At 66.2% G+C, this 19165-nt stretch carries 14 protein-coding genes; 3 read left to right on the top strand and 11 right to left on the bottom strand.

Annotated features, from left to right (window positions below):
• Positions 1-128: 128 nt before the first annotated feature.
• The 11 genes from eutC to hpaR all read right to left on the bottom strand — a co-directional run bounded on the left by eutC (position 129) and on the right by hpaR (position 16407).
• Entirely contained in the window at positions 129-896 is a 768-nt protein-coding gene (gene eutC, locus RPPS3_RS19195; RefSeq protein ID WP_107345489.1) for an ethanolamine ammonia-lyase subunit EutC, read from the bottom strand.
• 8 nt (positions 897-904) lie between these two features.
• The gene (hpnP, locus tag RPPS3_RS19200) at positions 905-2488 is read right to left on the bottom strand and encodes a hopanoid C-2 methylase (RefSeq protein ID WP_107345490.1); all 1584 of its coding nucleotides are present in this window, start codon (positions 2486-2488) and stop codon (positions 905-907) included.
• Positions 2489-2715: 227 nt separating this feature from the next.
• The gene (locus RPPS3_RS19205; protein WP_107345491.1) at positions 2716-4098 is read right to left on the bottom strand and encodes an ethanolamine ammonia-lyase subunit EutB; all 1383 of its coding nucleotides are present in this window, start codon (positions 4096-4098) and stop codon (positions 2716-2718) included.
• Positions 4099-4159: 61 nt separating this feature from the next.
• Positions 4160-5863 carry a methyl-accepting chemotaxis protein gene (locus tag RPPS3_RS19210; protein WP_107345492.1) on the bottom strand — a complete coding sequence of 568 codons (1704 nt, stop codon included), beginning with the start codon at positions 5861-5863 and terminating at the stop codon, positions 4160-4162.
• A 53-nt stretch (positions 5864-5916) separates the two neighbouring features.
• On the bottom strand, positions 5917-6375 hold the full coding sequence (locus RPPS3_RS19215; RefSeq protein WP_107345493.1) for a cache domain-containing protein: 459 nt from the start codon (positions 6373-6375) through the stop codon (positions 5917-5919).
• A gap of 197 nt (positions 6376-6572) precedes the next feature.
• On the bottom strand, positions 6573-7451 hold the full coding sequence (locus tag RPPS3_RS19220) for a transglutaminase family protein (protein WP_107345494.1): 879 nt from the start codon (positions 7449-7451) through the stop codon (positions 6573-6575).
• Positions 7448-9949, bottom strand: coding sequence for a circularly permuted type 2 ATP-grasp protein (locus RPPS3_RS19225; RefSeq protein WP_107345495.1), 2502 nt, complete (start codon positions 9947-9949; stop codon positions 7448-7450). Before RPPS3_RS19225 ends, RPPS3_RS19220 begins: the two co-directional genes overlap by 4 nt.
• Before the next feature lie 25 nt (positions 9950-9974).
• A complete protein-coding gene (locus RPPS3_RS19230; protein ID WP_107346681.1) occupies positions 9975-13316 on the bottom strand; it encodes a DUF2126 domain-containing protein in 3342 nt (1113 codons plus the stop codon).
• 241 nt (positions 13317-13557) lie between these two features.
• Positions 13558-14334, bottom strand: coding sequence for an HpcH/HpaI aldolase family protein (locus RPPS3_RS19235; RefSeq protein ID WP_107345496.1), 777 nt, complete (start codon positions 14332-14334; stop codon positions 13558-13560).
• Between the two features lie 137 nt (positions 14335-14471).
• Positions 14472-15557 carry a malate/lactate/ureidoglycolate dehydrogenase gene (locus RPPS3_RS19240; protein WP_107345497.1) on the bottom strand — a complete coding sequence of 362 codons (1086 nt, stop codon included), beginning with the start codon at positions 15555-15557 and terminating at the stop codon, positions 14472-14474.
• A gap of 40 nt (positions 15558-15597) precedes the next feature.
• Entirely contained in the window at positions 15598-16407 is an 810-nt protein-coding gene (hpaR, locus tag RPPS3_RS19245) for a homoprotocatechuate degradation operon regulator HpaR (RefSeq protein ID WP_434006762.1), read from the bottom strand.
• Between hpaR and hpaH the strand changes: the two genes are divergently transcribed.
• Genes hpaH through hpaE form a run of 3 tightly spaced genes read left to right on the top strand, consistent with a single transcriptional unit; the run spans position 16385 to position 19145 of the window.
• Positions 16385-17191, top strand: a complete 807-nt coding sequence (hpaH, locus tag RPPS3_RS19250; protein WP_107345499.1) for a 2-oxo-hept-4-ene-1,7-dioate hydratase — start codon at positions 16385-16387, stop codon at positions 17189-17191. The two genes, hpaR and hpaH, sit on opposite strands and share 23 nt — an antisense overlap.
• A gap of 21 nt (positions 17192-17212) precedes the next feature.
• Positions 17213-17611 (top strand): 5-carboxymethyl-2-hydroxymuconate Delta-isomerase, encoded by a 399-nt coding sequence (locus RPPS3_RS19255; protein WP_107345500.1) that lies wholly within the window; start codon positions 17213-17215, stop codon positions 17609-17611.
• Complete coding sequence (gene hpaE, locus RPPS3_RS19260; RefSeq protein ID WP_107345501.1) at positions 17604-19145, top strand: 5-carboxymethyl-2-hydroxymuconate semialdehyde dehydrogenase; 1542 nt, start codon at positions 17604-17606, stop codon at positions 19143-19145. The genes RPPS3_RS19255 and hpaE overlap by 8 nt, the downstream gene beginning before the upstream one ends.
• Positions 19146-19165 lie beyond the last annotated feature (20 nt).

The following is a 19165-nucleotide window of genomic DNA, read 5'->3' on the forward strand; positions in this document are numbered from 1 at the left end:
CCTGGTGTTGGGACATGCAGCAATTCACCACGTGCGCAGGCTCGGACCGACCGCCCTTCGGAATCGAGACTGGGAACCGGAATCCACCAGATTCGCGGCCCGGTTGCGAGTTTTCCGGCAGCTTGGGATCACGGTGGAGGCAGTTCCGGCATCAGGCTGCCGCTCTCGTCCTTGAGCGCCACCCCGGTCACCTGGCGCACCAAGCCTTCGCGGATCAACCAGGCGATCTTGTGAGCCGCCTCGTCCGCCGAAATCCCGGAAGCGTGGATATTCGAGACGCAATTACGGTCGGCATCAGTGAGGCCGGAGCGCGGTCCGAACGTCAGATAAGCGCCGAGGCTGGCTGGTGCCGACAAGCCCGGCCGTTCGCCGATCAGCACCACCACCATCCGGGCACCGAGCGCCGCGCCGATCTCGTCCCCGAGCGCGACCCGGGCGCCGATCGCCACCACCGCGGCCCCGACCCCGATCCGGGCCGCGGCGAGCCGCGGTAACAGATGCCGCACCACCGCGGTCGCCTGGGCCGCCACCGCGACCGGAGACAAGCCGTCGCCGATTACCAAGGCAACGTCGCCCGCGGGCGGGGCTCCCGCCAGGAGATCACGCGCCGCCGGGTCGAGCTGCCGGCCGAGATCCGGGCGGGCCAGATAGTCCCGCCGGTCGGCGGCGCGGCTCGACACCTGCAGGGTCGGTAAGCCCAGCGCCTGTAGCTCGGCGGCGATCGACGCGGCATCGAAGCCGGCATGGACCGCGTCGCGGGCGCGGGCATGGGCCAGGGTGAAATCCAGCAGCGCCTCGGTCGGCAGGCTGGCGCCGGCGCGACCGAGCGCGACGCGGGCTGGGGTCAAACGGCGCAGCTCGGCCAGCGAGCGCGGCGGGGTGGCAGGTGAGTTCATCGTTGTCCTTATTCCGCCGGCACAGCCGCTTCGCGCAGGCGCAGCGAGTAGTTCGAAGCGTTGGCATGGCCGCGCGAGGCTTCGCGCGCGTAGATGATCAGATGATGCGCCACCACCATCACCAGCAGCAGGTTTTCGATGTCGCCGCGAACCAGACGCCGCAGCGCGAACTTCCAGAACGCCAGCTTGTAATCGCCGCGAATGCCGATCTGCCAGATGATGTTGCGCAGCATGACCATGCCGCGCTTGATATTGGCCTTCGACGCCCGCTGCGGCGTCGACGGATGCAGCCGCGTCGCGTAGGCGTGGTCGATCTGGTACTCGTAGCGTTTCAGCAGCGCCTCGGGCTCATAGGCCCGCGCCATGCAGTCCTTCCACATCGCCACCACCTGATCGTGCGGCAGCAGGAAGTCGACGTTGGATTCGCGGTTGTCGTCGTGGACCAGCCGGCCCTCGCGCTCCAAGCGATCCCACAACGGCGTCTTCGGCAACGCCTGCAGCAGGTTGATGGTGAGCAGCGGGATCTGCGACTGCTCGATGAACTGCATGAGAAACTCGCCGGTCTCCGGCGTGTCGGTGTCGAGGCCGAGGATGATGCCCGACACCACCTCGATGCCGTAGCTCGAGATCGTGCGCACGCCTTCGAGGATCGGGACCATCATGTTGTGGTCCTTGTGCATCGCCTTCAGCGCGGTAGGATCCGGCGTCTCGATGCCGCAGAAGATCGTGCAGAAATATGCCTCCCGCATCAGCTCGAGAATCTCGGGTCGTTTGGCGATGTTCAGCGTCGCCTCACAGGCGAGCTGCAGCTGAAAGCCGGTGCGCTTCTGCCACTCGACCAGATGCGGCAGCAGATCGAGCGCCGCCTTGCGGTTGCCGATGAAATTGTCGTCGACGAAATACACCGAGCCGCGGATGCCGCATTCGATCATGCGGTCGAGCTCGGTAATGATCTGCTCCGGCGTCTTCAGCCGCGGGTTGCGGCCATACAGACCGGGGATGTCGCAGAATTCGCACTGGTACGGACAGCCGGAGGAATACTGGATGCTGCCGAGCAGATATTTGCTGCATTCCGCCAGTTCGTAGGCCGGAATCGGAAACAGCGTCATGTCGAGGCGGTCTTCAGTGGTGAACACGACCTGCCGCTTCGGCCGTGTCACGTCGTGGGCGAGTCTGGCGATCAATTGATCGGTCGCGTCGCCGAGTTCGCCGACGTGCAGATAGTCGAAATTCGGATAGTAGTCGGGGCAGGCGCTGACTGAGGGACCGCCGAGCGCGACCGGCAGGTCGAAATCATGCGCGCGCCGGCAGATGTCGTTCATCTGCTGCCGCTGGATATGCATGCCGCTGACGAACACCGCGTCGGCCCAGGCGAAATCGTCTGCAGTCGCGGGGCGGATATTCTCGTCGATGAAGCGGACCGACCATTCGTCCGGCAGATAGGCGGCGATCACCAGCAGCCCCTGCGGCGGCATGAAGGCCGCGACATTGTCCATCAATGGATAGGAGTGCTGAAACGTACCGAAGGACTTGGTGTAACGCGGGAAGACACACAGAATACGACGACTGGTCTGCCCGGATTCGGCCTTCATCGAACTTTCCCCGCGAACGTCACGCTGTCCGAGTTGGTTGCGGTGACCGCACGCACGGTTCGACCACCGGCCCCAAAAACGGCAAGTTCAATACAACTGCGCGACTCGCGACCGGTTCCCCACGGCTGCAAAAATCCCGCCCGATCGCGGCCGTGATGCATGATCTAATCACGACCGCCGCGGAGCGGCCAGCGTTTCTTTGGCGGGTTCTGGACGACGGCGCGCGATCAGGCGATCAGCCGCGCTGCGATCTCCGGCAGCAGGGCACCATCCGTCAGCGGGCGGTGATCAGGGCCGGCAAAACCGGCGCGGACCAGCCAGTCGTCGAACTCCGGCGCGCGCTTCAGGCCGAACAAATCGCGGACGTACAGCGCATCGTGAAACGAGGTTGACTGGTAGTTCAGCATCACGTCATCCGCGCCGGGCACACCCATGATGAAATTGACGCCGGCCGCTGCGAGCAGCGTAAGCAGTGTGTCCATGTCGTCCTGATCGGCTTCGGCATGGTTGGTGTAGCAGATGTCGACCCCGAGCGGCAGGCCCAGCAGCTTGCCGCAGAAATGATCCTCCAGGCCCGCGCGCACGATCTGCTTGCCGTCGTACAGATATTCCGGGCCGATGAAGCCGACCACGCTGTTGACCAGCAGCGGCGAGAATGCCCGCGCCACCGCATAGGCGCGTGCTTCGCAGGTTTGCTGATCGACGCCATGATGCGCGTTCGCCGACAGCGCCGAACCCTGTCCGGTCTCGAAATACATCACGTTGTCGCCGACCGTACCCCGCTTCTGCGCCAGCGTCGCCTGATGAGCTTCCGCGAGCAATGCCAGATCGATCCCGAAGCTGCGATTGGCGGCTTCGGTGCCGGCGATCGACTGGAACGTCAGGTCGACCGGCGCCCCCTGCTCGATCAGGCGCAGCGTCGTGGTGACATGGGTGAGCACGCAGCCCTGGGTCGGAATCGCCAGGTGCGTAATGATGTCGTCGAGCAGCCGCACCAGCTGGCCGAGCACCGCCGGATCGTCGCTCGCCGGATTGATGCCGATGCAGGCGTCGCCGGCGCCGAGCAGCAGGCCGTCCAGAATGGACGCAGTGATGCCGCGGGCATCGTCGAACGGATGGTTGGGCTGCAGCCGCACGCTCATCCGCCCGGGCAATCCGATGGTGTTGCGGAAACGGGTGACCACGCTGCACTTCTTCGCCACCAGGATCAGGTCCTGATTGCGCATCAGCTTCGATACCGCGGCGACCATTTCGGGTGTCAGGCCCGGCGCCAGCGCGGCGAGTGCCGCCGGGGTCGCAGCATCCGATAGCAGCCAGTCACGAAAGCCGCCGACGGTGAGTGAGGCCACAGGTGCGAACGCCGCCGCGTCGTGACGGTCGGCGATCAGCCGTGTCACCTCGTCGGCCTCGTATGGGATCACCATTTCGGACAGGAATTGCCGCAACGGCAGGTCCGCCAGCGCCATCCGCGCCGCCACCATCTGCTCGGCGCTATCGGCGGCGATGCCGGCGAGGCGATCGCCCGAGCGCGGCGGGCTCGCCTTGGCGAGCAGGTCGCGCAGGTCTTCGAACACGAACGAGACGTTGCCGATGCTGTGGCGATAGATCATGGCGTCCCCGGCACGGTGCTGCGAGTGCAGCTCGGGCCGGAGGGTAGCAAAGGCGTCCGCGTCAGGCGACCCGCACGGTTGCGAGAAATTTAGCCACCTCGGCGCGCAGCCGGTTGTTTTCGTGGGACAGCAACTGAGCCGAGGTCAGCACCTCGTCGGAGGCCGCGCCGGTGTCGGCGGCGCCGCGATTGACGTTGCCGATGCTGGCCGCAACCTGATTGGTGCCGATCGCGGCCTGCTGCACGCTGCGGGCGATCTCCTGGGTGGCGCTGCCCTGCTCGCCCACCGACGCGGCGATGGTCGAAGAAATATGCGCGATCTTGCCGATGGTGCCGCCAATCTCCTTGATGGCATCCACCGACTCCCGGGTCGCGGCCTGCATCTCGGCAATCTGCGCGCTGATTTCGTCGGTGGCTTTCGCGGTCTGCTCCGCCAGCGCCTTGACCTCCTGCGCCACCACTGCAAAGCCACGCCCCGCCTCGCCCGCACGGGCCGACTCGATGGTGGCGTTGAGCGCGAGCAGATTGGTCTGGCCGGCGATGGTGGTGATCAGTTGGGTGACGTCGCCGATGCGGTTGGCGGCCTGCGCCAGCTTGGCGATCCGCGCGTCGGTCTGTTCGGCCTGCTGCACCGCTTCGTCCGCGATCTTGCGCGATTCGCTGACCTGGCGGCCGATCTCTTCGACCGAGGCTGACATCTGCTCGGTGGCCGAGGCCACCGACTGTACGTTGGTGGAGGTCTGCGATGAGGCTGCCGCCACCATGGTGGCGAGCTGCTGGGTCTCGGCGCTGCCCTTGGCGAGCGCGCCGGCGGAGACCTCCAGTGCCTGCGAGGCGACGCCGACCTGTTCGACGATCTGTCCGACCGCGGCTTCGAAACCGTCGGCGAGCTGATGCAGTTCGGCGCGGCGGGCTTCGGCGGCGATCTGCTCCTGGCGCTGGCGCTCGGCCTGCTCGCGCTCCGCCTTGGCCACCGCCTGCACTTTGAAATCCTCGACGGCGCGGGCCATCTGGCCGACCTCGTCGCCGCGGTCCAGCCCCGGCAACTGCACCTCGAAATTGCCGGCCGCGAGATCGTGCATCGCGCCGGACATCGCCACCACCGGGCGGGCGATACCGCGGCCGATCAGGAACGAGAACGCGACGCCGACCAGCGCGGCGGCCGCGACGATGCCGCCCAGCATCCATTGCTCGCGTTCGAGCGCGATGCCGGTGTGGGCGATCTCGCGATCCCGGCTGTCGTTGGTCGACAGGATCAGGTCGCTGACCAATGAGTCGATATCGGTAAAGCTCTTCTCGGCGCTCTTGATGAACAGCAAAGCCGAGCCGGCGTCGCCGTCGGCCATCTCGACCGCGTTCCTGGCCTGCTTCTGATAGCCGGCCACAGCGGCCTTGAGCTTCTGGAACGGCGGCTTGGCCGCGTCAGCGCCGAGCGCCTTCTCGACTTCGCCGAGCGAGGTCGGGATCTGCGCCAACGCCGCGGTGGTTTCCTTCATCACCTTGGTGAGCTTGGCCGCATCGCTCTCATTGGCGGCGGTCGCCGCCATCCGGTACAGCTTGGCGTGTGCGGTCCAGGCGGCGTTGTTGAGGTCGGAGGCAAGCTCGGAGAGCCGCACCGGACCCGACACCAGCTTGTCGACGTTTTGCTGATTATCGCGTAGCGACACCAGCGCGAACGCGCCGACGCAGATCATCACCAGAACGAGGAATGCGGGAGCGAGCTGGACCTTCCACGACAGTCCGAGGTGTTTGATCCAGCTTCCCATCAGCAACGTCCTGATTTCAGTTCAGCAGCGAGCGGGGGCGATACGCGCAGCCGTCACAGTTTGTAGACGCCGGCGCAGACCGCGGTGTTGTCAAGCCGTTCGCAGTACATTTCCTTGGGCTCGACTTTCTTGCTGACCGGATTGACGAATTTGTAGTCCTGCCAGAACGACGGCTGCTTGGCGGCCATCTCGACGCGCTCCTTGACGTAGAGCTTGCCGTCGACGTCCTGCGCGTCGATCATATCCTTGCCGATAAACTTTGCGTTGGCGCCGTGCGCCAGGACCTTGCCGTCGAGCTGATAGACCACGACGTAGAGGTCGTCCTTCACGAACGGGCCGGCCTTGTCGCTGATCACCACATAGGCCTTCTCGGCGCCGTCGGCCTTGATCGCCTCGACGGCCTTTTTGACCATCGCAACGGCATCGTCCTTGCTGGCGCCGGCCAGCGCCGGAGCAGCAGCGAACGCCAGCGCGGCGGCGGCCGCCGCCACGGCGATCATCTTATGGCTCATGGAAAACTCCTCCTGGGAAAATGCGAAAGCTCAGGCGCGGCCACGTTGACGAGCAAACGCGAACGTTGAGTTAAGCACCACCCTGGGGTTGCTACCAGGCATCGGACTGGTGAACTGATAACTAACTGGCGGGAACTAATTCTCGGCTTGCGCAGGTCCGCGAGCAGCTAGCGGGCGCTCTGCGGCTGTCCGGTGCGCTACTCGACCGGAATAACGTCGACCGCCACCGAGAGTTTCTGCCGGCGGGAACCGACGATGACGCCGTCGACCGGGGATACATCCGAGAAGTCCCGGCCGACCGCCAGGACGATGTGATCCGTTGCAACCAACAGGTCGTTGGTCGGGTCGAAGCCGATCCAGCCGAGTTCGTTGCCGCACCACACCGACACCCAGGCATGGGTCGCGTCGGCGCCCTGCAGCCGCTCCTGCCCCTCGGGCGGATAGGTCCGCAAATAACCGCTGACATAGGCGGCCGGCAGGCCGAGGCCGCGCAAGCCGGCGATCATCACATGGGCGAAATCCTGGCAGACGCCATGGCGCTTCTCGAACACTTCCGCCAGAGGAGTCGAAATCACCGTCGCCTTGGGGTCGTAGCGGAATTCGGTGCGGATCCGCCGCATCAGCTCGGCGGTGCCGGCGAGCACACCGCGGCCGTGCGGAAAGCTCTGCGCCGCGTAGCGGGTCACCGCCGGCAGGATCGGCACCAGCGGGCTGGCAAACACGTAGCCGACCGGCGAGGACGCACCCAGGCTCGGGCTGGTGAGCGCGGCATCGCGGACCGGCTCCCAGGGCTGGCTGCCGGAGTCGCGCGGCGGCGGCTGCCGCGTCACCTCGACCCGCGACCGGCTGTCGATCCGCAGAACCTTATGCGGCGCCTCGATCACGATGCTCTCGGTCACCGTGCCGAAGAAGTCGGTACGGGCAGTGCGGGCCGCCGGCCGCGGCTTGATCTCGATCGCATGCGACAGCAGCGACTGGCCGGGCTCGGAGATCGGCTTCAGCCGCAGCGAGCAGCGGGCGAAACTCACCTGGCTGCCGTAGGAATAAGTCGTGACGTGGCGAATGTCGTAGATCACGCCAGCCCCGTCAGCTTTTCCGGCCGCATCGCGCTGGCGCCGTGCGGGAAGTAGTGCGCCCCGACCGCCTCGGCGAGGCTGAGCAGATCCTGCTCCAGCGCGAACAGCCACGACGCGTCGATGGTCTCGGCTTCGGCCGCGGTCAGCTTGGCCAAAGTGGAGACCGCCAGCCGCTGCGGTCGCTCGATCAGTCCGCCTTCATGCAGCGCCGGCAGGCTGGCGATGTGGTCGTTGAGCTCTTCGACCTGGAACGCCACCGAGCGCGGATTGTACGGGTCGAGCACGGCAAGATCGCGCACCGGGGCGAGCAGCGGCGCCAGCAGGTAGCGCGACCGATAGGTGATCTGCGAATCCACCAGCGTCAGCAGCACATCGAGATCTTCGGCGGTGGCACCGTCGCAGGAGAACTGCCGGGCGAACCGCGCGGTGTTGACGGCGCGCTCGACGCGGCGGCCGATCCGCAGGAAGCGCCAGCCAGCGGCGCGGTTCATGTTTTCGTTCGACAGGCCGGAGAAACTCGCCAGCTCCTGCAGCGCGACCTCCGCCGCCTGGACCACCGCCTCTTCGCCCTCGACCGGCACGGCGAGGCGCGCTTCCATCTGGGTGATGACGTGCCAGGCATCCGGCGACAGCCGCTCGCGCAGCGACGAAGCGTTGCGCTGGGCGGCGCGGATCAGCGACAGCGCCGAGCCGAAGTCATCCGGGCTCTGCAGCGCGTCCGCGGCGATCTTGGCGGTCTGCGCCCGCGGGCCGAGCGAGGTCGCCCCCCAGGCGATCAGTAATCGCTGGATCTTCTCGATCGCATGGTGCAGCGGACCCTTGCCGGGATCGCGCTGCGGCGCGCTGAGCGCGCGCAGCAGCCGCAGCGTCGCCTCGGCGCGTTCGAGATAGCGGCCGAGCCAGAACAGATTGTCGGCAGCGCGGCTCGGCAGCACGCCGGTGATGCGGCGGATGCGGACGCTGTCGACGGCGGGGAGCAGCGACGACGGCGCCACCGCATGATCGGCCACCACCCAGACGTCGGCGGCGCGGGCGCCCTCGCCCATCGACACGGCGCGCGAGTCGAGCCGGTCGGCGATCCGGCAGAACCCGCCGGGCATCACCGCCCAGCCGTTTTCAGTGGCGGCGGCGAACACGCGCAGCACGAACGGCCGCGGCGCCAGCTTGCCGTCGTCCCACACTGGCGTGGTCGACAGCCGGACCTGCTCCTGCGCCACGTAGTCGAGGCCGCGCGCCGCAATCGCGTCGCGCAGATGATCGCGCACCACCGGCGGCAATTCGCCGGGCAGCACCGGGCCATGATGCGAGAAGCCCGGCACGCTCTGACCGTACGCGCCTTCGATCACGAACTCGTCGAGCCGGTCGAGCACTTCTTCGCGCGCGGCCGTCTGGCCGCACCACCAGGTGGCGATGTGCGGCATCTTGAGGTCTTCGCCGAGCAGCCGGCGCGCCAGCGGCGGCAGGAAGCCGAGCAGCGAGCGCGCTTCGAGCACGCCGGAGCCCGGCATGTTGGCGACCACGACGCCGCTCTTGCGGATAACATCAATCAGGCCGGCAACGCCGAGCTGCGATGAAGCGTCGAGCTCCAGCGGATCGAGCGAATTGGCATCCACACGGCGCAGCAGCACGTCGATCCGCTTCAGGCCGGCGACGGTGCGGATGTGCAGACGATCGTCGGCGACCGCGAGGTCATCGCCTTCAACCAGCAGGAAGCCGAGATAGCGCGCCAGCGTGGCGTGCTCGAAGTAAGTCTCGCTGAACCGGCCCGGCGTCAGCAGCCCGATGCGCGGCTCGTCGCGATCGGCGGTGGCGCGCAGGCTGTCGCGGAACGCCTCGAAGAACGAGGCGACGCGCTCGACATTCATCGATTTGTAGAGATCGTTGAAGGCGCGCGACAGCACCAGCCGGTTTTCCAGCGCATAGCCGGCGCCCGACGGCGCCTGGGTGCGATCGCCCAGCACCCACCATTGCCCATCCGGGCCGCGGCCGATGTCGGCGGCGTAGAAATGCAGATAGCGGCCACCCGGCGGTTTGACGCCGACCATCGGCCGCAAGTAATCGGCGCTGCCGGCAATCGCGGCGGCCGGCAGCGCGCCATCGGCGATCAGCGAGCCTTGGCCGTAGATGTCCTGCAGCACGCCTTCGAGCAGCGTCGCGCGCTGGGCGATGCCGGCGGCGATCTGCTGCCACTCGCTTTCACCGATCAGCAGCGGCACATGGCTGAGCGGCCAGGCCCGATCGGCGGCGTCGCCCGGCGCCCGATAAGTGACACCGGCATCGCGCAAGTGCCGGTCGGCGGCGGCGAAGCGGCGCTCGATCTCGTCGGCGGAGAGAGCTGCGAACGCGTCGAAATAACGACTCCACACCGCGCGCGGCTGGCCGTCCGCACCGATGAATTCGTCGGGGATGCCGGGCAGGCGCACGTAGTCGCGGCTCCACTGCGCAACCTTGCGGTCGCGCGGTCGAGCCTTCCGGGCCGGGCCGCCTTGCTGCGCCATTGTCTCATCCCCCATACGGAATGATTCAATGCAGCAGCGGCGTGCGCAAGTCGAGGGTCAGCGGGAATTCAAGTGTGCGTTCTTCCTGCGGCGGATCGATCCGCCCCGGGGTGTGGCCGTGATCCTGGAACCGCGCCAGCCGCCGCGCCTCGGCTTCGTACGAGTTCACCGGCTTGGTCTCATAGGCCCGTCCGCCCGGATGGGCGACGTGATAGACGCAGCCGCCGAGCGAGCGGCCATTCCAGGTGTCGACGATGTCGAACACCAGCGGCGCGTGCACCGGAATGGTCGGATGCAGCCCGGAGGCCGGCTGCCACGCCTTGAACCGCACCGCCGCCACCGCCTCGCCGGCCCGCGCGGTCGGCGTCATCGGCAGCCGGCGGCCGTTGCAGGTGATGACGTGGCGGCCTTCGACGAAGCCTTCTGCCTTGACCTGCAATCGCTCCACCGACGAGTCCACGAACCGCACCGTGCCGCCGGCGGTGCCCTCCTCGCCGAGCACGTGCCACGGCTCCAGCGCCTGCCGCAGCTCCAATGTGACACCGCCGTGATACACGCTGCCGAACACCGGAAAGCGAAATTCGAGCTGGGCGGTGAACCACTCCGGCTCGAACGCATAACCGGCGCGCGCCAGCTCGCCGAGCACGTCGCGGAAATCCTCCCACAAATAGTGCGGCAGCATGAAGCGGTCGTGCAGCGCCGTGCCCCAACGCACGAACTTGCCGTCCAGCGGCTCGCGCCACAGCATCGCAATCAGTGCCCGGATCAGAAGCTGCTGCGCGAGGCTCATCCGCGGATCGGGCGGCATCTCCAACGCGCGGAATTCGACCAGGCCCAGCCGGCCGGTCGGACTATCCGGCGAGTACATCTTGTCGATGCAAATCTCGGCGCGATGGGTGTTGCCGGTGATATCGACCAGGATGTTGCGGAACAGCCGGTCGGCGAGCCACAACGGGCCCTTCACCCCCGGCTGCGGCACCTGAGCCAGCGCGATCTCGAGTTCGTACAGCGAATCGTGCCGCGCCTCGTCGATCCGCGGCGCCTGGCTGGTCGGGCCGATGAACATACCCGAGAACAGATACGACAGCGACGGATGTCGCTGCCAAAACAGCACCAGGCTCTTCAGCAAATCCGGCCGGCGCAGGAACGGCGAATCCGCAGGGCTGGCGCCACCGACCACGACATGATTGCCGCCGCCGGTGCCGGTGTGGCGGCCGTCGATCAGGAAGCGGTTGGCGCCGAGCCGCACTTGCGCGGCGTCATCATACAGGCCGAAGGTGGTGCGCACCGCCTCGCGCCAGTTCTGCGCCGGCTGGATGTTGACTTCGATCACGCCCGGATCTGGCGTCACCTTGATGACGTCGATGCGCGGATCGTAAGGCGGCGGATAGCCCTCGATGTGGACGCGGATCTGCATCTCTTCGGCGGTGGCTTCGACCGCGGCGATCAGTTCGAGATAATCTTCGATGGTCTCGGTCGGCGGCATGAAGGCGCACAGCACGCCCTCGCGCAACTCGATCGACATCGCAGTGCGGACGCCGCCTTTGCGCAGCTTCTGCTCCTCGACAGGCTGGCTTGTGGTCGCTTCGCCGGCCGACTGTTCAAACACCGCCATCTGCTCGCGCTCGGGCTCGGCTTCGTTCGCCGGCGGCGGCGCGAATAGCGGCAGTGCACCACGCGGCTCGAGCGGATCGCGTGGCACGATGTACGGATAGTCGTCTTCCGGGATATGCGGCAGCGACGAGATCGGCAGCCGGAAGCCGAGCGGTGAGTCGCCCGGCAAAAGAAACAGATTGCCGCGCCGCAGCTTCCAGCGCTCGCTGCGCCAGCGCTTCTTCTGTGCCGACGCGGCGTCCGCATTCCACGCCTGGATCGGCAGCACGAAGCCGCGCGGCGTGTTCAGCCCGGTGTCGAACACCCGCGCCATGCGGGCACGCTCTTCCGGATCGGCGAGCTTGTTGTCGTGCGGATCGACGTTCGGCGGCAGCGTCGCTTCCTTCTGCAGCCAATGGGTCGGATCCTCATAGGCTGGCAACACGTAGTCGGTGTCGATGCCGAGACGTTTGGCCGTGCCGATCGCGAACTGCTCGGCCTCCTCGACCTTGGCCGGCCGCTGGCCGACCACCGGCGCGATCAGATCGGCATTCTTCCAGATCGGCACGCCGTCCTTGCGCCAATATAGACCGAACGCCCAGCGCGGCAGGCTTTCGCCCGGGTACCATTTGCCCTGGCCGAAATGGAGAAGGCCGCCCGGCGCAAACCGGCTGCGCAGGCGCCGGATCAGATCGTCGGCCAGCATCCGCTTGGCACCGCCGACCGCAGCGACGTTCCACTCCGGCGATTCCATATCGTCGATCGACACAAAGGTCGGCTCGCCGCCCATCGTCAGCCGCACGTCGTGCGCGGTCAGATCAGCATCGACCTTTTCGCCGAGCGCATCGAGCCGCGCCCAGGATTCGTCGGAGAACGGCTTGGTGATGCGCGGCGCTTCGCGGATGCGCTCGACCCGCATGTCGAACTTGAAATCGACATTGGCGAAGCCGACCACGCCAGAGATCGGCGCGGCCGTGCGATAATGCGGCGTGGCGGCGACCGGGATATGACCCTCGCCGGCAAGCAATCCCGACGTGACGTCGAAGCCGACCCAGCCGGCGCCGGGCAGATACACTTCGGCCCAGGCGTGCAGATCGGTGAAGTCGTGCGCAGCGCCCTTCGGCCCGTCGAGCGACTCGATATCGGGGCGAAGCTGGATCAAGTAACCGGACACGAACCGCGCCGCGAGTCCGAGATGCCGCAGCGTCTGGATCAGCAGCCACGCCGAATCGCGGCACGAGCCGGCGCCCTTGGCGAGCGTCTCTTCCGGGGTCTGCACCCCCGGCTCCATCCGGATGATGTAGTTGATGCGCTCGCGCAGTTTGGCGTTGAGATCGACCAGGAAGTTGACCGTGCTTTCGGCCTCGCGCGGAATCGAATCGAGATAGGCTTTGAACAACGGCCCCGGCTCGATCGTCGCCAGATACGGCGCCAGCTCGTGCTGCAAGTCGGCGGTATATGAGAACGGGAAGCTCTCGGCATAACTTTCGACGAAGAAGTCGAACGGGTTGATCACCGTCATCGCCGCGGTGAAATCGACCTCGATCTTGAGTTCGTCGGCCTTCTCCGGAAACACGAACCGCGCCAGCCAATTGCCCTGCGGGTCCTGCTGCCAGTTGATGAAGTGGTTCGCCGGCGTGACCTTCAGCGAATACGACAGAATCGGCGTCCGCGTATGCGGCGCCGGACGCAGCCGGATGGTCTGGGGGCCGATGTCGACCGGTCGGTCGTATTTGTAATGCGTGACGTGATGAAGGGCGACATAGATCGACACGAGGGCAGCTCCGGCATTGAATTTGAGCAGAACACCGGAACTCGGGGCGATCAAGCGCTAACAAAGGGCAAGGGGTGCACAAGCGGAAGGCGTCTGGCCCCTCACACACTGCTGTCATCGCCCGCGAAGGCGGGCGACCCAGTATCCCAGAGCGTTTGCGACCGAACACCAATGCGCTGGAATACGGGATCCTCCGCTTTCGCGGAGGATGACGGTGAGTGGGGATTGAAGGCGGCGGCCCTTACGCCTTCCCGCCCGAATTCTTCCGCGTCTCGGCGACCCAGCTCCGCGCGCCGATCGCCATGATGCCGCTGTCGTTGAGCAGCGTCACCAGCTTGAAGCCGAGCGCGATGTTGCGCGCGGCACCTTCGGGGCCGGAGCAGTGGATGCCTGGATAGATGCCACGCTTGTCGCATTCCTTCAGCAGCTTGTCGTAGATCTTCAGGATCTCCGGCTCGTCACGGTCGAGCTTCGGCACCAGACCATAAGAGAAGCCAAGATCGGACGGGCCGATATAGACGCCGGCAATGCCCTCGACATCGAGGATCGCTTCCATGTTTTCGACAGCGGTGCGGGTCTCGATCATCGGGATGCACAGCGTCTCGTCGTTCGCAGTCGCCTGATAGTTGCCCGACGAGCCGTACAGTCCGGCGCGGATCGGACCGTTGCTGCGGGTGCCGCGCGGCGGGTACTTGCAATACTGGACGAAGTTTTCGGCTTCTTCCTTGGTGTTGACCATCGGGCAGATCACCCCGTAGGCGCCGCCGTCCAGCACCTTGCCGATGATGCCCGGCTCGTTCCACGGCACCCGCACCATCGGCGTCACCGGGTGCGCCTGCATGCCCTGGAAGCAGGTGACCATCGACTGATAATCTTGCACGCCGTGCTGGATATCGACCGTGACGCTGTCGAACCCGCACTGCGCCATCACCTCGGCCGAGAACCCCGACGGAATCGCCAGCCAGCCATTGACCACGACTTTGCCGTCGGCCCAGAGTTGTTTGACTTTGTTTGCCATGTCGTTCTTTCCTGCCCCAGCGGTTGTTACTTACTGAAATCGTCGCCCCGTCATTGCGAGGAGCGAAGCGACGAAGCAATCCAGCGCTGCGTTCATGGCCTCTGGATTGCTTCGCTTCGCTCGCAATGACGGAAATCTCACGCCGTCGCCGCCTGGATCGCGGTTTCGTCGACGCCGACTTCGCGAGCGGTCGCGACGATCGCGGCCCAGGTATCATCCGGAAGCGGGACACCGTTCTTGGTGCGCTCGGCGCGGGTGGCGGTTTCGGGATCTCCGGGGATCAGCACCTGATCGACGCCGGCAACGGTTTTTGAACTCTTGAAGAAGTCGATGTAGCGGGTGACTTCGGCATCGAAGACATGCGCCGGATCGATCCGCTTGGGATCGACGTAGATCGAGAACATGCCGTTGGCGAATGGCCGGTTCGGACCGGTCGCACCGTTGCCGGTGAGCGCGCCGCCCAGCAGCTCGCAGATCAGCGCCAGCCCCGAGCCCTTGTGCTCGCCGAAGGCGCGGATCGCCCCTGAGCCATTGGCGTGGTTGATCGGGCCGTCCTTCTCGTGCGGGCCATACAACGTCGCCGGATCTTCACTCAAAGAACCGTCGGCATTGATCAGCGCACCTTGCGGCAGCTTCTTGCCGCCGCGCGCCGCGACCAGCACCTTGCCCTCGGCAACGATCGAGGTAGCGAGATCGAGCACCACCGGCGGCGCGTCGGGGCGCGGGATGCCGACGCAATACGGCGCCGTGGACAACCGGCGTTCGACGCCGCCGAACGGCGCAACCAGGATCGAGCCCGCCGCCGTGACGAAGTGGATCGACACCAAGCCTTCGGCCGCCGCCATCTCTGCCCAATCGCCGATCCGGCCGATATGGCCGGCGTTCTTCAGCGCGACCGCCGACAGCCCTTGCGTCTTGCACTTGTCGATGCCGATCCGCACCGCCTGCGGGCCGACCGTCTGGCCATAGCCGAACTTGCCGTCGACCACCGCCAGCGACGGCAGATCGACCGGGACGTCGACGGTCTGGTCAGGATGCACCGCACCGGCGTTGCGCCAGCGGATATACACCGGCACGCGGATGACGCCATGACTGTCGTGGCCGGTGAGATTGGCGGTGGTGAGATAACAGCCGATCCGCCGCGCCTCTTCCTTCGACGAGCCGGCGCGTTCGAACACCTGGGCGACGAAATCGATCAAGCGATCGACCTGCACCGTCACCATGTCGGCGCACTCCTGCGGCCAGCGGTCATGGGCTGCTGCGTCATTCCTCGTCTCCTCCCGGCGCCGCGGCCTTCGCCTGCGGTCGAACTTTGCCGCCGCGAGTTGAGCGAAATTCCGGATCGCTGTCCACCGCGCTCCCGGCATGGCGCACCGGCATCGCCATCAGGCTCGCCTCCAGCTCGCGCAGCAATTCCTGCAGCTCGGCGAGCCTGGTGCCGCCGGTCCGCCGCGTGATCTCGGCGTAGATGGCTTCCGAAAACGGCGCCACCGTCTCGATCAGCTTCAGCCCCTTGGCGGTGATCGACACCATGTTGCGGCGCTGATCATCCTTCGCGAGCTTGCGCGCCACCAGCTTGCGCGTTTCGAGATCACGCAGCATCCGTGACAGGCTCGGACCAAGCAGGAAGGCGTTGTGCGCCAGCTCGGTGACTTCGATCGCATCGACCGCCGTGAGCGCACGCAGGATACGCCATTGCTGCTCGCTGAGCCCGTGAGCGCGCAGCAGCGGCCGGAAGTGCCGCATCACCGCCTCGCGGCTGCGCAGCAGCAGCATCGGCAGCGAGCGCGAGAATTCGCGCATCGGCGGCTCTTTGGTCTGAGCTTTCCCATCCCCGTCATTGCGAGGCGCTTCGCGCCGAAGCAATCCAGCTTTGGGGCGCGCGGCTGGATTGCTTCGCTTCGCTCGCAATGACGGTGGCGGAGATTTTTGCATCGCAACAGAAGCGGTTTCGGTTTGAGTGCGATCGTTTAACATGTTAATCATCTGCCGCGCGACGGTTTTGTTGAATGGACCGCGCGGGGATGAAACGATTTTCGCTGGAGCGACGATGGCGCTTTCGAACGACGACATCCGCGCCGCAGTCGAGCGGCTGGACCAGGCCGAGAAAACCAAGGTGCAGATCCGCCAGCTATCGCTGGATCATCCGGCGATCACGATTCCCGACGCCTACGCAATCCAGGCTGCTTGGATCGAGATCAAGCAAGCTGCGGGCCGCCGCGTGCGCGGCCACAAGATCGGGCTGACCTCGAAGGCGATGCAGAGCCAGCTCGGCATCGGCGAGCCTGACAGCGGCATCCTGCTCGACGACATGTTTTTCGACGATGGCGGCATTGTCCCCACCGACCGCTTCATCGCAACGCGGGTCGAGTCCGAGCTGGCCTTCGTCATCAAGCACCGCCTCGCCGGGCCGCATTGCACGATCTTCGACGTGCTGAACGCCACCGATTTCGTGGTGCCGGCGCTGGAGATCCTCGATACCCGGGTGCAACGCGTCGATCCCGAGACCAAGGCGACGCGCAAGATCTACGACACCATCGCCGACAATGCGGCGAATGCCGGCATCGTGCTCGGCGGCCGGCCGATCCGTCCGCTGGACACCGACCTGCGCTGGATCGGCGCGCTGACCTATAAGAACGGCCAGCTCGAAGAGACCGGGCTCGCCGCCGGCGTGCTCAACCATCCGGCGACGGCGGTGGCGTGGCTCGCCAACAAGATCGCACCGCAGGGCCTGGCACTGGAGCCGGGCCAGATCGTGCTGGCCGGCTCGTTCATCCGTGCCATCGAGACCGCGAAGGGTGATACGATCCAGGCCGACTACGGTCCTTACGGCACCGTGAGTTGTTACTTCGGCTGAAGCGACCGAAGCGAGGGATCCATGCCACATTTCACCATCGAATATTCCGCCAATCTCGACGACAAGCTCGACATCGCCGAAGTCGTCGAACTGGTTCGCAGCACCGCGATCGAGACCGGGATCTTCCCTGTCGGCGGGGTGCGGGTCCGCGCGATCCGATGCGAGCACTACGCGATTGCCGACGGCCGGCCCGGCTTTGGCTTCATGGCGATGCTGCTGCGGCTCGGCGAAGGCCGCGACCTTGCGGCGCGCAAACGCGCCGGCGACCACATCTTCGCCCAGCTCTCGCACTATCTCGATCCGCTGTTCGGCGACGAGGGCTTCGCACTGTCGTTCGACATGGTGGTCAACGACAAGGAGACGAGCTGGAAGCGCAACTCGATCCACGACCTCTTGATCGCCGAGGCCCGCCATGGCTGATGCCGCCACGAACTCTTCCGGATTTCAGGCCAATCTCGACCGCGCGGCGCCGCTGCTGAAGCAGCTCAAGGCCGATGGCATCGGCCATCTGATCGGCGGCGAGATCGTCGCGGCTTCATCCGGCGAAGTGTTCGAGACGGCCTCCCCGATCGACAATACGGTGCTGGCGCAAGTGGCGCGCGGCACGGCGGCGGACATCGACCGCGCCGCCAAAGCCGCCAAGGCGGCGTTTCCGGCGTGGCGCGACATGGCGCCGGTCAAGCGGCGCAAACTGTTGCACGCGATCGCCGATGCGATCGAGGCGCGCGCCGACGATATTGCCGTGCTGGAATGCATCGACACCGGTCAGGCGCATCGCTTCATGGCCAAGGCCGCGATCCGCGCCGCCGAGAACTTCCGGTTCTTCGCCGATAAATGCACAGAGGCGCGCGACGGGCTCAACACGCCGAGCGAGGAGCATTGGAACGTCTCGACCCGGGTGCCGATCGGACCGGTGGGCGTAATCACGCCGTGGAATACGCCGTTCATGCTGTCGACCTGGAAGATCGCCCCTGCGCTCGCGGCCGGCTGCACCGTGGTGCATAAGCCCGCCGAATGGTCGCCGGTGACGGCCGACATGCTGGCGCGGATCTGCAAGGACGCGGGCCTGCCCGACGGCGTGCTCAACACCGTGCACGGCTTCGGCGAAGAAGCCGGCAAGGCGCTGACAGAACATCCGGCGATCAAGGCAATCGCCTTCGTCGGCGAAACCGCGACCGGCGCGGCGATCATGGCGCAGGGCGCACCGACGCTGAAGCGCGTGCACTTCGAACTCGGCGGCAAGAATCCGGTGATCGTGTTCGACGACGCCGATCTCGATCGTGCGCTCGATGCCGTGGTATTCATGATCTACTCGCTCAACGGCGAGCGCTGCACGTCGTCGAGCCGGCTGCTGGTACAGGCTTCGATGGCTGACAAATTTATCGACAAGCTGGCCGCCCGGGTTCGCGCGCTCAAGGTCGGCCACCCGCTCGATCCGGCCACCGAGGTCGGCCCGCTGATCCATCAGCGCCATCTCGACAAGGTCTGCTCCTATGTCGACGTCGCCCGGAAAGACGGCGCCACCATCGCGGTCGGCGGTGCGCCGCACGACGGCCCGGGCGGCGGCCACTACGTGCAGCCGACGCTGGTGACGAATGCGCGCAGCGACATGCAGGTGGCACAGGACGAGGTGTTCGGCCCGTTCCTGACCGTGATCCCTTTCAAGGATGAACCGGAGGCGATCCAAATCGCCAACGACGTCCGCTACGGACTCACCGGCTATGTCTGGACCAGCGACATGGGCCGCGCCTTGCGCGTCGCCGATGCGCTCGAAGCCGGCATGATCTGGCTGAACTCGGAAAACGTCCGCCATCTGCCGACCCCGTTCGGCGGCATGAAGCAGTCCGGCATCGGCCGCGACGGCGGCGACTACTCGTTCGAGTTCTACATGGAGACCAAGCACGTCTCGCTGGCCCGCGGCACACACAAGATTCAGAAGCTGGGGGCGGTGTAGTGCGAAGCCTCTCCCCGAGT

The sequence above is a fragment of the Rhodopseudomonas palustris genome (genome assembly GCF_003031265.1).
Taxonomy (GTDB): Bacteria; Pseudomonadota; Alphaproteobacteria; order Rhizobiales; family Xanthobacteraceae; genus Rhodopseudomonas; species Rhodopseudomonas palustris_H.

What these genes read in the sequence shown, in the direction of transcription:
- eutC (WP_107345489.1), bottom strand. Translation starts at nt 896, where the DNA reads ATGAACTCACCTGCCACCCCGCCGCGCTCGCTGGCCGAGCTGCGCCGT.
- hpnP (WP_107345490.1), bottom strand. Translation starts at nt 2,488, where the DNA reads ATGAAGGCCGAATCCGGGCAGACCAGTCGTCGTATTCTGTGTGTCTTC.
- RPPS3_RS19205 (WP_107345491.1), bottom strand. Translation starts at nt 4,098, where the DNA reads ATGATCTATCGCCACAGCATCGGCAACGTCTCGTTCGTGTTCGAAGAC.
- RPPS3_RS19210 (WP_107345492.1), bottom strand. Translation starts at nt 5,863, where the DNA reads ATGGGAAGCTGGATCAAACACCTCGGACTGTCGTGGAAGGTCCAGCTC.
- RPPS3_RS19215 (WP_107345493.1), bottom strand. Translation starts at nt 6,375, where the DNA reads ATGAGCCATAAGATGATCGCCGTGGCGGCGGCCGCCGCCGCGCTGGCG.
- RPPS3_RS19225 (WP_107345495.1), bottom strand. Translation starts at nt 9,949, where the DNA reads ATGGCGCAGCAAGGCGGCCCGGCCCGGAAGGCTCGACCGCGCGACCGC.
- RPPS3_RS19235 (WP_107345496.1), bottom strand. Translation starts at nt 14,334, where the DNA reads ATGGCAAACAAAGTCAAACAACTCTGGGCCGACGGCAAAGTCGTGGTC.
- RPPS3_RS19240 (WP_107345497.1), bottom strand. Translation starts at nt 15,557, where the DNA reads ATGGTGACGGTGCAGGTCGATCGCTTGATCGATTTCGTCGCCCAGGTG.
- hpaH (WP_107345499.1), top strand. Translation starts at nt 16,385, where the DNA reads ATGGCGCTTTCGAACGACGACATCCGCGCCGCAGTCGAGCGGCTGGAC.
- hpaR (WP_434006762.1), bottom strand. Translation starts at nt 16,407, where the DNA reads ATGTCGTCGTTCGAAAGCGCCATCGTCGCTCCAGCGAAAATCGTTTCA.
- RPPS3_RS19255 (WP_107345500.1), top strand. Translation starts at nt 17,213, where the DNA reads ATGCCACATTTCACCATCGAATATTCCGCCAATCTCGACGACAAGCTC.
- hpaE (WP_107345501.1), top strand. Translation starts at nt 17,604, where the DNA reads ATGGCTGATGCCGCCACGAACTCTTCCGGATTTCAGGCCAATCTCGAC.